Below are 12921 nucleotides of genomic sequence, written 5' to 3'. Positions count from 1 at the left end.
TGCCTTTCCTGGACGATACGGGGTTAGAGCCGAACCATGCCGGCAGCGACCGTCTGGTGGGTCACTTCATCGATCAGGATAAACGCGCCCGTGGCACGGATATCGGCATACGCGTCGGCCGCCAGCGCCTGCTGCACGTTCAGGCTGATGCGGGCGATGTCGTTCAGCTTCAAGCCTTCGGCCGGATGGCGCTGCTGCGTGTTGATGTCGAGGATAGATTCGATCGCCGTCACCTTGGCCGCCGTCTGTTTCGTGCCGTGCTTGATCCAGTATTTGCGGCGCAGGTCCAGTGCATCTTCCGACAGCCAGCACACGTCGGCCACCACCTGTTTCAGCAGGGTGGCAGGGCGATCGTTGCTCGCCAGCAAGTCGCCGCGCGAGATATCCAGGTATTCATTGAGCAGCAAGGTCACGGACTGGCCCACGACGGCCGTCGGCAGCGAGCCGTCCAGGGTGACGATATCCTTGACGGTGGCCGTCTGGCCCGATGGCTGCACCACGAGGGTGTCGCCGATGCTGACCTTGCCCGCTTCGATGCGGCCCATGTAGCCACGGAAGTCGTTCGCTTCGTGGCCATTGTGGCGCGCCACCAGCTGCACGGGGAAGCGGAACGGCGTGTCGTGCGATTCGTCGTAGACGGACAGCGATTCGAGCAGTTCGATCAGGGTCGGGCCCGTGTACCAGCCCAGCTTGTCGCCGCGTTCGACGACGTTGTCGCCCGTCAAGGCGGACAGGGGGATCGGCGTGATGTCCTTCAAGCCCAGCGACTGGGCGAATTCGCGGTAGGCGGCGACGATGCGGTTGTAGACCGTTTCATCGTAGTCGACCAGGTCCATCTTGTTGACGGCCACGACCACGTGCTCGATCTGCAGCAAATGGGCGATGGTCGAATGGCGTTTGGTCTGGATCAACAGTTCCACGCTGCCATCGTCACCCAGTTTGACCTTCGACACGTCGATCAGGATGATGACGGCGTCGGCCGTGGATGCGCCGGTGACCATGTTGCGCGTGTATTGCTCGTGGCCGGGCGTGTCGGCGATGATGAATTTGCGTTTCGGCGTGGCAAAGTAACGGTAAGCCACGTCGATGGTGATGCCTTGCTCGCGTTCCGCTTCCAGGCCGTCTGTCAGCAGCGACAGGTCGACCGTGTCGCCCACCGTGCGTTTGTGCTTGGAGCGCGACATGGCGTCGAGCTGGTCGGCGAAGATGCCCTTGCTGTCGAACAGCAAACGGCCGATCAGGGTGCTCTTGCCGTCATCGACGGAACCGGCCGTGATGAAGCGCAACATGCCGCGTTCGACGCTGTCGGTGAGATTGGTGTTCTGGATTGCTGCGTTCATTAGAAATACCCTGCTTTCTTGCGTTTTTCCATCGAGGCTTCGGACGTCTGGTCATCCATGCGGGTGGCGCCCCGCTCCGTGATTTGCGTGATTGCCGTTTCGGCGATGATGGCGTCGACCGTCGCCGCATCGGATGACACGGGGCAGGTGCACGAAATATCGCCCACCGTGCGGAAGCGCACGACCTGCGTTTCCACCGTTTCGCCTTCGCGCGGCGGCGTCAGATCCGTCAGCGGCACCAATAAACCGTTGCGCGGGATCACCTGGCGCTCGTGCGCGAAATAGATCGGCGGCAATTCCAGTTGCTCGCGGGCGATGTATTGCCACACGTCAAGTTCGGTCCAGTTCGAGATGGGGAAGACGCGCATGTTTTCACCGGGATGCACGCGGGTGTTATACAGGTCCCACAGTTCCGGACGCTGGGCTTTCGGATCCCAGGCGCCGAATTCGTCGCGGAAGGAAAAGATGCGTTCCTTGGCGCGGGCCTTTTCCTCGTCGCGGCGGGCGCCGCCGATGCAGGCGTCAAAACCGTGTTCGGCGATGGTTTCCAGCAAGGTCACGGCTTGCGCCGCATTGCGCGAATCCGTGGCCGGGTTGCGCAGGCGCACGGTGCCGCGCTTGATCGAGTCTTCCACGGAGCCGACAATCAGGCGCTCGCCCAGTTCCGCCACCTTCTTGTCGCGGAAAGTGATGACTTCCGGGAAGTTGTGGCCCGTGTCGATATGCACGAGGGGAAACGGGAACTTGCCTGGGCGGAAGGCTTTCTCGGCCAGGCGCAACAGGACGACGGAATCCTTGCCGCCGGAAAACAGCAGCGCAGGGTTGGCCGATTCGGCCGCCACTTCGCGCATGATGTGGATGGCTTCCGATTCAAGGCTGTCGAGGTGACGCTGGTTCAAAATATTGCTCATATAGGGTGCTTTCTTGTTCTGCTGTATCTGTTGTGTCTGATCAAGCTGCCACGGATTTGATGCGTATCAATTTGCCGTCCACCATGTGCAGGCCGCATTCCTTGGAATCCGGATTTTCCCACCACCAGCGTCCGGCGCGCACATCCTCGCCAGGCTGCACGGCCCGCGTGCACGGTTCGCAGCCGATCGACGGGTAGCCCTGGTCGTGCAGCGCGTTGTACGGCACGTCGTTGGCGCGGATATAGGCCCACACGTCTTCTTCCGACCAGTCGGCCAGCGGATTGAATTTCGTCATCGCATGCGCGGCGTCCTCTTCCTGCACGTGCAATTCGGCGCGCGTGGTGGACTGGGCGCGGCGTTGGCCCGTCACCCAGGCCTTGTTGCCGGCCAGGGCGCGGCCCAGCGGTTCGACCTTGCGGATGCGGCAGCATTCGCGGCGCATCTCGACACTATTGTAGAACGCGTTCAGGCCATTCTGTTCCACGTAGGCAGCCACGGCTTCCGGCTGCGGGCGGTACAGGGTGATGTCGTGCGCGTAGCGGGCCTTGACCTTGTCGAGCACGGCCAGGGTTTCCTGGTGCAGCCGGCCCGTTTCCAGGGAAAAGATGCCGATGGGCAGCTTCGCCTTGAGAATCATGTCGGTCAGCACCATGTCTTCGGCTGCCAGGCTGGACGCGAACACGGCCGGCGAAAAATCCGCGGCGATGCGTGTCAGCGTTTGCTCGGTGGCGTGTATCAAAGAAGTCAGATCGCTCATGATTGGCCCTCAGATGCCGGCCGCGTTGTCGAGGTCAGGATTCTGGCCTTCGCGCTGGTGGCGGCGGAACAGCGGCGATTTTTGATCCCACGACGCCTGGTAGGTTTCCGAAAAGACAGACAAACCTTTCAGCGCGTCATGGATACTGCGGTCCGGGCGCGTCGCATACGCATCGAAGCCGACGCGGTGCATGGAAAACAGCTGGTCGCGCAACACGTCGCCGATGGCGCGCAATTCCCCTTGGAAACCCAGGCGGGCGCGCAGGTTGAAGGCGATGGAATAGCCGCGGCCATCCGTGAATTTCGGGAAATCCACGCCGATGACGGGCAGTTGCGCCACGTCGGCCGCCAGTTCTTCCGGGCGCTCGTCGCTGGCCAGCCACACGCCGATGTCGGGCAGGCGCGCGGCCAGGGTTGCGCGCTGGGCTTGCCAAACGAGCAACGGCACGATGACCTTGCCGGCGGGAACGACCACCGTTTCCGGCGCGTCGTTTTCATCGAGGCGCAGCAAGCCCCAGGTATTCGGCACCACGGCGGCGTTCTTGATGATTTCTTCGCGTACTTCAAACATATTCGTCTTCTCCCACCAGGTTGCCGACGGTGATCGGCGTTGCATATACGTGTTCCTTGAACGGCGCCAGGCCCAGGCGCTGGGCCGTATCGACGAAGCGCTCGCCTTCATGGCGGTCGCGCACGTAGACGTGCAGCAGGCGGCCGATGACTTCAGGCATCTGCAGGGAAGAGAACGATGGTCCGATGATCTTGCCGATGGCCGCGTTGTTGCCTTGCGCGCCGCCGATCGACACTTGATACCATTCGCTGCCATCCTTGTCGACGCCCAGGATGCCGATGCTGCCCACGTGGTGGTGGCCGCAGGCATTGATGCAGCCGGAAATGTTCAGTTCGATCTCGCCGATGTCGTGCTGGAAGTCGATGCTGTCGAAGCGTTCCGCAATGGCGGCCGCGATCGGCAAGGACTTGGCGTTGGCCAGTGAGCAAAAGTCGCCGCCGGGGCAGCAGATCATGTCCGTCAGCAAACCGATGTTCGGCGTGGCCAGGCCGTGCGCCTTGGCTTCTTGCCACAGTGCAAAGAGTTTCGATTGCTCCACGTCGGCCAGCACCAGGTTTTGCTCGTGCGTCACGCGCAGTTCGCCAAAGCTGTAGCGGTCGGCCAGGTCGGCCACGAAGTCGATCTGCTCGGCCGTCGCGTCGCCCGGCGGCACGCCGGTCTTCTTCAGGGACAGTACCACGGCCACGTAGCCGGGGCGCTGGTGCGGCTTGACGTTGCGCGCCAGCCAGTTCACATACGCCTTGTTGTCCGCGTGTTCGGCCTTGTAGTCGAGTTCCGGCAGGGCCAGGTAGGCGGGCGGATTGAAGAAGTCCGCCACGCGCTGCATTTCCTCGGCGCTCAAGGTTTCCGGGCCATCCTTCAGATCGACCCACTCCGCTTCCACCTGGCGCGTGAATTCCTCCACGCCGATGGCTTTCAACAAAATCTTGATGCGCGCCTTGTATTTGTTGTCGCGGCGGCCGTGCAGGTTGTACACGCGCATGATGGCCTGGATGTAGGTCAGCAAATGCTGCCACGGCAGGAACTCGCGCACGACACTGCCCAGGATGGGCGTACGGCCCATGCCGCCGCCGGCCATGACCTTGAAGCCCACTTCGCCGGCCGCATTGCGCACGGCCGTCAAGCCGATATCGTGCACGGCGATGGCGGCGCGGTCTTCTTCGGCGCCATTGATGGCGACCTTGAACTTGCGCGGCAGGGCGATGAACTCGGGGTGGAAGGTGCTCCACTGGCGCAAGACTTCCGCGTACGGGCGCGGATCGATGATTTCATCGGCCGCGACGCCGGCGAACGGGTCGGATGTTGTATTACGGATACAGTTGCCCGAGGTCTGGATCGCGTGCATTTCCACGGATGCCAGGTCGGTCAGGATATCGGGCGTTTGCTCCAGCTCAATCCAGTTGAACTGGATGTTCTGGCGCGTGGTGAAGTGGCCATAGCCGCGGTCGTACTTGCGCGCGATGTGCGCGAACATGCGCATCTGCTTCGACGACAGCAAGCCGTACGGCACGGCGATGCGCAGCATGTAGGCATGGCGCTGCATGTACAGGCCGTTTTGCAGGCGCAGCGGAATGAATTCCTCTTCCGTCAGTTCATTGGCGATACGGCGCGCAACCTGGTCTCGGTACTGGGCGATGCGTTCTTTGATGATGAGGTGGTCGTACTGATCGTAATGGTACATATCAATTCCTAAAAAAGCCGGGGTGCTGGAAGATTGCCTGGGATTATGTTCTTGATACTGTTCGTGTTACATGGTCGGTCAATTAATAGATTAGCTTCACTGCCACGCCGGTCAAGGTCATCGCCAGCAGCACTCTTAAAAACTTTTCCGGCACGGAGCGGGCGACCCAGGAACCGAGCGTGATGCCGGGCAGGGAGCCGACCAGCAAGGAGGCCAGCAATTCCCAGTGGATGGAGCCGAGCCACCAGTGACCGAGGGCGGCGATGGCCGTCAGGGGTACGGCGTAGGCGATATCGGTGCCGGCCACTTCGGCCGAGCTCATGCGTGGATACAGCATCACCAGCAAGGTGGCGCCGATGGCGCCGGCGCCGATCGACGACACCGTCACCAGCACGCCCAGGACGGCGCCGGAAATAATGGTCGCGGCGGCAAGCTTGTTGCCTTGTAATTGTTTCTCGGGGTGTGCATTGATCCAAGCCAGCATGCGGCCCTTGAAGATCAGCGCCACGACGGTCAGCAGTACGGAGCCGGCGATCGAGTAACGGATAATCTGGCCGATTTCCGGCGACAGGGTGCCGAACGATTTCAGCGCCAGGGTCGAGACGACGGCGGCGGGCAGGGCGCCGATGCACAGGCGCTTGACGATATCCCAGCGGATGGTGCCGCGCAGGCGGTGCGTCAGCGTGCCGGCGCTCTTGGTGATCGAGGCGAAGGCCAGGTCGGTACCCACGGCCACGGAAGGCGGCACGCCAAACAGCAAGGTTAGCAGCGGCGTCATCAGCGAACCGCCGCCCACGCCGGTCATTCCTACGAGTAATCCTACGGCAAATCCTGAGACTATATAAGACAAAGTCATGCTTTCACCCCCAAAGTACCCGCAATAGTAATAAACTTGGCGTTTAATCCAAACTACTAAGTACGCATTTGCTTATATGCGATATGCGTATATGCATGAACGCAAAATCATGGGTGGGGCGGAAACTCGGCAAATCACGGCAATCTAGGGCAAACCAGCAATGAATCTCCATCAACTGCGCTTCGTGCGCGAAGCGGTCCGGCAGAATTACAACCTGACGGACGCCGCCAAGGCATTGTTTACGTCGCAACCGGGCGTATCGAAAGCCATCATCGAGCTGGAGGAAGAACTGGGCGTGGATATTTTTACGCGCCACGGCAAGCGCATCCGCGGCTTGACGGAGCCGGGCCGCCTGGTGCTGGAATCGGTCGAGCTGATCATGCAGGAAATCGACAGCATGAAGCGCATCGGCAAGGAATTCGCGGCGCAGGACAGCGGCAGCTTTACCATTGCCACCACGCATACGCAGGCGCGCTACACCTTGCCCAAGGTGGTGCAAGCCTTCATGCTGAAGTTCCCGAAGGTAAGATTGTCGTTACTGCAAGGCAATCCGCGCCAGATCGCCGAAATGGTGCAGCGCGACCAGGCCGACCTGGCCATCGCCACGGAATCGATCGCCGCCATCGATGGCTTGATCACCTTGCCCTGCTATCAATGGGAACACGTGGTGGTGGTGCCGGTCGACCATCCGCTGCTCAAGTCGAAGTCCGTGACCCTGGAAGAAATCGCCGCTTTCCCCCTGATTACCTATGACAGCGCGTTCGCCGGACGCAACAAGATCGACCATGCTTTCGTGCTGCGCGGCCTGAAGCCGGACATCTTGCTGGAGGCCATCGATGCGGACGTGATCAAGACTTATGTCGAGTTGGGCATGGGGATTGGTATCATAGCGGGTATGGCCTTCGATGCCGAGCGCGACAAAGGCTTGCGCGCCATCCCTGTCGGCCACCTGTTCGGCATGAATGTGTCGCGCGTGGCCGTCAAGCAGGGAGCGTATTTGCGCAGCTATATCTACACCTTTATCGAGTTGCTGACGCCGACCCTGAATCGCAAGCTCATCGAGCAGGCGATGAGCGGTGATAAAGAGCACTACGAACTATAACAATGCATGAAGTCGGCCGGGCGAGGTGCCTGGCCAAGATTATTTAAGAAGAGAAGAAACAATGATTACCGATCAGCTTGCCAAATATTACGCCACCATCGCGCAGCAGTACGAGCGCGTCTATGACAAGCCCGAACGCCAGGAAGACCTGGAAGTGTTGCGCGACAAGGTCGCCGACGTGCTGGAAGGCCACACCGTGCTGGAACTGGCTTGCGGCACCGGCTACTGGACGGAAGTGGTCGCCGAGTCGGCCGAGTCCGTGCTGGCCACCGATATCAACGATGAAATGCTGGCGCTGGCACAACAGCGCGGCTTGCCCGACAACGTGACCTTCGCCAAGCTCGACGCATTCAATCTGCCGGATGATCTGCTGGGCAAGTTCACGGCCGTGTTTGCCGGTTTCTGGTGGTCGCACGTCAAGCGCGAAGATCAGGACAAATACCTGAAGCAATTGCGCAGCAAGCTGGGCAAGGACATCCTGCTGGTGCTGATCGACAATTCCTATGTCGACGGCAGCAGCACGGTCATCGCGCGTACCGACCTGGAAGGCAATACCCACCAGTTCCGCACGACGGAGGCAGGCGAGCGCTATGAAGTGTTGAAGAATTTCCCGTCGGATAGCCACCTGCGCAAGAAGTTTGCCCACTCGGCTCGTGAAATCCGCATGAAGCGCCTGGAATACTACTGGCTGCTGAGCTGCCGCCTGAAGTAAGGCAGTCACGGCAACACAAGCCGCCCTCGGGCGGTTTTTTTTCGCCTGTTGTTTTTATCTGACAAGATGTTGTGCTAAAAAACAACATCTTGTCGATGTCATATTGTTGAAGTATTTGGTGGGCATGATTCGGTTCAGCAGCTAAGCAGCACCACTCTTGTCCAACCTAATGTAGAGAATCTCAAGTGAAAAAAATTACTCTGGCAGCATTGATCATCGGCACCTTCGCAGCAGCTACGGCACAAGCACAATCGAACGTCACCGTGTACGGCCTGGTTGACCTCGGTATTGCCAAGACCACTGGCCAGCCGACGGTACAACGCGAAAACAACGCGTCGCGCCTCGGTTTCAAGGGTACGGAAGATCTGGGTGGCGGCCTGTCCGCAATTTTCAACCTGGAAAGTGAATTCCTGGCCGACACCGGCGCGCAAAAAGGCGTGTTGTTCGACCGTCAAGCGTATGTGGGCTTGAAAGGCGCGTTTGGTACCGCCATCCTGGGCCGCACCAAGAATCTGGTCGATGGCACCATCGCCCGCGTCGATCCGTTCAACACCTACGGCGTGGTCGGCAAGAACAATGAAACCTTGCTGCGTTCGGGCGTCGGTTCGTCGCGCGTCAACAATGCAGTGACCTACAACAGCCCAAGCTTTGAAGGTTTCGTGGGCAGCCTGCAATACGTGTTGAGCGAAGTCAACAGCGCTGACGCAGGCGTGATTGGCCTGGCAACCTACGACAACGGCCCGATCAGCTTGCACGCCGGCTACGAAAAAGCCGTGCAAGCAACGGCAACGGCCGCCAAGCCTGACCTGTGGTCCATCGGTGGCGGCTATAAATTCGGCCCGGCCAAGATCACGGCCGCCTACTCGAAAGGCGACACCAAGGTAGCCACGACTGGCGAATTCAAGTCCTACCTGATCGGCCTGAACTACACGGTTGGCGGCGGCGATGCCAAAGTGTCGTATGGCAAGCAAGAGCAAAGTAACAACAAGTTCAAGGATCAGGACACCATCAAGGAATTCGGCGTCGGCTACGACTACCACCTGTCGAAGCGCACCGACGTGTACGCTTACGCTGGCCGCGAGCGCGTGAAGTCGCTGACCTCGTACCAGATCGGCCTGGCACACAAATTCTAAGCATCGTTCGATGTGACGAAGTGAAAGGCGCCTGCGGGCGCCTTTTTTATTGCATCGCCGCCGCTGCCGCCTCCGCATGCATGGGCAGCGAGATTTCGATGCGCGTGCCGCCCAGCTCGCTGTCGGCGCCGATATGGATGCTGCCGTTCAATCCCCACACCCGTTCGCGCATGCCCAGCAAGCCCAGGGCCGTGGCTTTTTCCAGGTCGTGTTCGGCAATCCCGCGGCCGTCGTCCTGGATGGTGATGGCCAGCGAGGAATCGATGCGGTGCAGGGCGATGGTGATGTGGCTGGCCTCGGCATGGCGCGCGATATTCGTCAGCGCTTCCTGCACGATGCGGTAGATGGCCGTGCTGCGCGCATCGTCGAGCACGAGATCGGCCTCGTCGGCCAGCAAGTCGAAATGGATGGCGCGGCGCAGCAGGAAGTCGTGGCGCAGTTTTTGCAGCGCAAAATACAATCCCCCTTCATCGAGCGCGCGCGGACGCAGGTTGCTGGCGATGCGCCGCAACGAGGTGATGGCCGTCACCAGCAAGCCATCCATGCTGTGCAGCAGCGCTTGCAGGGACTCGGTGGTGTCCGTGTGCTGGCGCACCAGGGTCAGGTCGACGCGCAAGGTGGCAAGCAATTGCCCCAGGTCATCATGCAATTCACGCGCGATATGCTTGCGCTCCTCTTCGCGGATGGATTGCAGCGCGCTCGACAATTCGCGCAGTTGCGAGAAGGAGCGGGCCAGCTGTTCATGCATCTGCTGGCGCGCGCTGATGTCGCGCACGATGATGGTAAACACGCTATGGCCGTCTTCCTGCATGGCCGAGAGCGAGCCTTCGAGGGGAAACATGAGGCCATCGCTGCGCCGTCCCGTCAGCGTGTAATCGGTGGCGCGCCGGCCCGTCAGGCGCAGCTCCTGGCTGATGTCGCCAAACGGCGGATCGCCATCGTGCTTGCCCAGGCCGCCCAGGGTGCGCAAGTCGCGCAGGATGTAGTGGCCCAGGCGCATGCCGCGCATGCCGGCCGGCGTGTCGTCGAACAATCTGGCTGCTGCCGCGTTCGCATGCAGGATGATTTGCCCGCTGTCGATGCTGATGAAGGCGTCGCTGGCGCTGTCGATGATGGCCTGGCCACGCGCCTGCCGCTGCCGGCGGGCTTTCAGTGGAGGAAACAAGCACAGCAAAAGCATCGCCGCCATGCCTAGCGGCAGGATGCGCAGCAGTGTCGAACTGCCTCGGTCAGGCATGGGGTTCTCCTTGCGAACGTGAACGAAGGCAGGCAAGACAGGAGTGGCGGACAGGACTTGATATAGCCTATGCCTGTTGGCGCGGCGTGGCTTGATGTGGCGCAGGAAGGGGAAAGAAGAGGGGGGGGCGCGCCGCGCCGGCCTGGGCCGGGCGGCGGTGGGAGACTTACATTTGCTTGAACAGGTGCAAGAAGCTGCGGCTCACTTCGAGCTTGTCGGACTTGCCTTTGATGAGTACCAGGTGGCGGCCGCGGATGTCGCGCGTCACGCCCTCGATGGCATTCACGTTGACCAGGGTGGCGCGGTGGATTTGCCAGAACAGCGAAGGATCGAGCTCTTCGGCCAGGTCGCGCACGGGCTTGCGGATCAGCGCCTCGTACTTGGCGGTCTGCACGCAGGTGTATTTCTCGTCAGAACGGAAGAACAGGATCTCTTCCACGGGGATCATGCGCAAGTCCTGGCCGATGCTGGCCTGTATCCATTGCAGGTAGGTGGGCTTGGCCGTGATTTTTTCCGCCAGCTGCGACAGCATGGCTGTGACGCTGCTGTTGACGTCCAGGGCCGGCTTGTTCAAGTGCGTTTTCAGGCGCTCCACAGTGACCAGCAAGCGCTCATGCTCGGGCGGCTTGAGCACGTAGTCGACGGCGCCCCGCTCGAAGGCTTCGACGGCGTGGCTATCGTAGGCCGTGACGAAGACGATATGCGTCTTGCTGCCGATCACTTGCGCCGCTTCCATGCCTGTCTTTCCCGGCATGCGGATATCGAGGAAGGCAAAATCCGGTTTGAGTTGTTCCACCAGTTCGATCGCTTCGTCGCCATTCTTGGCTTCGCCGATGATTTCCAGTTCAGGCCAGGCTTGGCCCAGGCGCAGGCGCAGCTGGTCGCGCATCAGTCTTTCGTCGTCGGCAATAATAGCGGTAGGCATAGGTCTCAAGTGTGAACAGGCGAAGATTGATTATTCAATGATTTAGCGTTTTTATCAACTACTCTGTCTTATTTGGACAATTGATATGGCACTTCGATCACGGCGCACACGCCGGACGGTTGATTTGGCGTAATGGTCAGGCTGCCCTGGTCGCCATGCAACAGCTTCAGGCGCTCGCGGATGGTGGGCAAACCCAGTCCCGTGCCATCGCTGGGCACCACGCCAAAGCCCAGGCCGTCATCGGTCACCGTCACGCGCAGCTTGCTGTGCGCCACTTCGGCCACGATGCGCAGGGTGCCGCCTTCCGGTTTGACTTCCAGGCCGTGCTTGATGGCATTTTCCACCATCGATTGCAGCATCATGGGCGGGAAGGCGGCGCTGCGCAGGCCGTCGGGAATCTGGAAGTCGACGGTCAGGCGTTCTTCCATGCGCATTTTCAGCAGGTTCAAGTACGCTTGCACCATGTCCGCTTCACGGCCCAGGTTGGTAATCAGGGCGTTGTCGCGCATTTGCGGCAGCACGGCGCGCAGATACTGGATCAGGCTGCGCTGCATCTTGGCCGCGCGCGGCGGGTCAACCTGGATCAGGTGTTCGACGGAAGCAAGCGTGTTGAACAGGAAATGCGGCTCGACCTGGGCTTGCATCATCTGCATCTTCGCTTCGCTGAGCTGGCGCTGCATGGATTCGCGCTCGGCTGCCTCGTTTGCCGTGACGGTTTCCGCTTCCGCACGTTTCTTGCCGCCGACCAAGGCCTTCATGGCGAACAGGGCCAATACCAGCAAGGACACAAAGCTCTTGAACCAGGTCGATGCTTGCTGGTGATAGCGCGACACTTTTTGTTCTGCCGCATCATCGACGGCTTCTTCGATGGCATTCGACAACTCTTCACCGATTTGCGGCGGCAGTTCAATATGGACTTCTTCTCCCGAGGCATTCGTTGTTACGGGATAGCTGGGCTTGGCGGGGGCGGCCGGCGGTTCCGGCGGCGCCGGCGGCACGGCGTTTGCGTGTTCGTCCGCCTCGGCGGCATCTGCCGGCTCGCTGGCCGCATCCGTCGTGCTGCTGCGCCGGTTCTTGCTGTTGCGGGGATTGAAATGGATGCCCGTATCGTCGATCAGGATATTGGTTTCACCCGAACCCTTGCTGCTGCGCTTGTGCGACTTGATAACCACTTCTTCGTTCTGGCTGGACGAGAACAGCTCATCTTGCAAAATGGACCCGGCGATCAGGGCCAGCGCGGCGAACAGGAAGAATTTCCACCAAGACAGTTGGGTGACCCAGGTCGTCGTCGCGTCGAATGCCCGTTGCAACCAAGCGAGGATGGTTTTCAACAATTGGGGCAGGCTGGAAATCGGAAGCATGGGGGCACTTTCAAGTACAAGAGTTAATCGACGCAGCGGGCAAGTTTAACCTCTTGTTGAGCCGCGTCAGAGTCTGATGTTGCCACTGTGCCTAAAGACCACGAACTACACCAGCCGATTGCGACAGGCTGCACAAAAAGGCGCTTGAAGTGAAGACAAGGCTTGCTGGACCGTGAGGGCGGGGAAATAGCCCTTGCGGAGAGTGCAGGGCACGGCTATAATTCGCCCCCTCGCTGAACGACGCATGCAAATGCCGAGTGAGACGAGAAAAAGAAGGAGTTGACGGACGTAGCAAATTGCTTCATACTCTTCCTTCTTCGCAGCTGACAAACACAA

Annotated in this window: 12 protein-coding genes; 3 read left to right on the top strand and 9 right to left on the bottom strand. The window is 60.3% G+C overall.

Annotated features, from left to right (window positions below):
• Positions 1-23 precede the first annotated feature (23 nt).
• The 6 genes from OX459_RS18450 to OX459_RS18425 all read right to left on the bottom strand — a co-directional run bounded on the left by OX459_RS18450 (position 24) and on the right by OX459_RS18425 (position 6115).
• The gene (locus tag OX459_RS18450) at positions 24-1340 is read right to left on the bottom strand and encodes a GTP-binding protein (protein ID WP_251350055.1); all 1317 of its coding nucleotides are present in this window, start codon (positions 1338-1340) and stop codon (positions 24-26) included.
• Positions 1340-2251, bottom strand: coding sequence for a sulfate adenylyltransferase subunit CysD (gene cysD / locus OX459_RS18445; RefSeq protein ID WP_034782216.1), 912 nt, complete (start codon positions 2249-2251; stop codon positions 1340-1342). Before cysD ends, OX459_RS18450 begins: the two co-directional genes overlap by 1 nt.
• Positions 2252-2291: 40 nt before the next feature.
• Entirely contained in the window at positions 2292-3008 is a 717-nt protein-coding gene (locus tag OX459_RS18440) for a phosphoadenylyl-sulfate reductase (protein ID WP_289906110.1), read from the bottom strand.
• Between the two features lie 9 nt (positions 3009-3017).
• Complete coding sequence (locus OX459_RS18435) at positions 3018-3578, bottom strand: DUF934 domain-containing protein (protein WP_289906109.1); 561 nt, start codon at positions 3576-3578, stop codon at positions 3018-3020.
• Positions 3571-5259, bottom strand: a complete 1689-nt coding sequence (locus OX459_RS18430; RefSeq protein WP_289906108.1) for a nitrite/sulfite reductase — start codon at positions 5257-5259, stop codon at positions 3571-3573. The genes OX459_RS18435 and OX459_RS18430 overlap by 8 nt, the downstream gene beginning before the upstream one ends.
• A gap of 82 nt (positions 5260-5341) precedes the next feature.
• On the bottom strand, positions 5342-6115 hold the full coding sequence (locus OX459_RS18425) for a sulfite exporter TauE/SafE family protein (RefSeq protein ID WP_289906107.1): 774 nt from the start codon (positions 6113-6115) through the stop codon (positions 5342-5344).
• Between the two features lie 160 nt (positions 6116-6275).
• On the opposite strand from OX459_RS18425, the gene OX459_RS18420 reads away from it, so the two are divergent.
• The 3 genes from OX459_RS18420 (at position 6276) to OX459_RS18410 (ending at position 9062) form a co-directional block, all read left to right on the top strand.
• On the top strand, positions 6276-7217 hold the full coding sequence (locus OX459_RS18420) for a CysB family HTH-type transcriptional regulator (RefSeq protein ID WP_034751505.1): 942 nt from the start codon (positions 6276-6278) through the stop codon (positions 7215-7217).
• A 61-nt stretch (positions 7218-7278) separates the two neighbouring features.
• Positions 7279-7929 carry a class I SAM-dependent methyltransferase gene (locus OX459_RS18415; RefSeq protein ID WP_289906106.1) on the top strand — a complete coding sequence of 217 codons (651 nt, stop codon included), beginning with the start codon at positions 7279-7281 and terminating at the stop codon, positions 7927-7929.
• A 185-nt stretch (positions 7930-8114) separates the two neighbouring features.
• Positions 8115-9062: a porin gene (locus OX459_RS18410; protein ID WP_046682561.1), complete on the top strand. Its 948-nt coding sequence runs from the start codon at positions 8115-8117 to the stop codon at positions 9060-9062.
• Positions 9063-9108: 46 nt separating this feature from the next.
• On the opposite strand, the gene OX459_RS18405 is transcribed toward OX459_RS18410, so the two are convergent.
• The 3 genes from OX459_RS18405 to OX459_RS18395 all read right to left on the bottom strand — a co-directional run bounded on the left by OX459_RS18405 (position 9109) and on the right by OX459_RS18395 (position 12585).
• The gene (locus OX459_RS18405; RefSeq protein ID WP_099665029.1) at positions 9109-10299 is read right to left on the bottom strand and encodes a PAS domain-containing sensor histidine kinase; all 1191 of its coding nucleotides are present in this window, start codon (positions 10297-10299) and stop codon (positions 9109-9111) included.
• Positions 10300-10465: 166 nt separating this feature from the next.
• On the bottom strand, positions 10466-11224 hold the full coding sequence (locus tag OX459_RS18400) for a LytTR family DNA-binding domain-containing protein (protein WP_034751497.1): 759 nt from the start codon (positions 11222-11224) through the stop codon (positions 10466-10468).
• Positions 11225-11292: 68 nt separating this feature from the next.
• Positions 11293-12585, bottom strand: coding sequence for a histidine kinase (locus tag OX459_RS18395; RefSeq protein ID WP_289906105.1), 1293 nt, complete (start codon positions 12583-12585; stop codon positions 11293-11295).
• Between the last annotated feature and the right edge of the window lie 336 nt (positions 12586-12921).

This window comes from Janthinobacterium sp. SUN026 (genome assembly GCF_030397625.1).
GTDB classification, from domain to species: Bacteria; Pseudomonadota; Gammaproteobacteria; order Burkholderiales; family Burkholderiaceae_D; genus Janthinobacterium; species Janthinobacterium kumbetense.
The sequence above is the reverse complement of the archived record's forward strand: the minus strand, read 5'-3'. Positions and strand labels throughout refer to the sequence as shown.

Bases quoted from the DNA above. Each gene is read 5' to 3' on its own strand.
- OX459_RS18400 (WP_034751497.1), bottom strand. From the start codon at position 11,224: ATGCCTACCGCTATTATTGCCGACGACGAAAGACTGATGCGCGACCAG.
- OX459_RS18450 (WP_251350055.1), bottom strand. From the start codon at position 1,340: ATGAACGCAGCAATCCAGAACACCAATCTCACCGACAGCGTCGAACGC.
- OX459_RS18415 (WP_289906106.1), top strand. From the start codon at position 7,279: ATGATTACCGATCAGCTTGCCAAATATTACGCCACCATCGCGCAGCAG.
- OX459_RS18430 (WP_289906108.1), bottom strand. From the start codon at position 5,259: ATGTACCATTACGATCAGTACGACCACCTCATCATCAAAGAACGCATC.
- OX459_RS18425 (WP_289906107.1), bottom strand. From the start codon at position 6,115: ATGACTTTGTCTTATATAGTCTCAGGATTTGCCGTAGGATTACTCGTA.
- OX459_RS18435 (WP_289906109.1), bottom strand. From the start codon at position 3,578: ATGTTTGAAGTACGCGAAGAAATCATCAAGAACGCCGCCGTGGTGCCG.
- OX459_RS18420 (WP_034751505.1), top strand. From the start codon at position 6,276: ATGAATCTCCATCAACTGCGCTTCGTGCGCGAAGCGGTCCGGCAGAAT.
- OX459_RS18405 (WP_099665029.1), bottom strand. From the start codon at position 10,299: ATGCCTGACCGAGGCAGTTCGACACTGCTGCGCATCCTGCCGCTAGGC.
- cysD (WP_034782216.1), bottom strand. From the start codon at position 2,251: ATGAGCAATATTTTGAACCAGCGTCACCTCGACAGCCTTGAATCGGAA.
- OX459_RS18440 (WP_289906110.1), bottom strand. From the start codon at position 3,008: ATGAGCGATCTGACTTCTTTGATACACGCCACCGAGCAAACGCTGACA.
- OX459_RS18395 (WP_289906105.1), bottom strand. From the start codon at position 12,585: ATGCTTCCGATTTCCAGCCTGCCCCAATTGTTGAAAACCATCCTCGCT.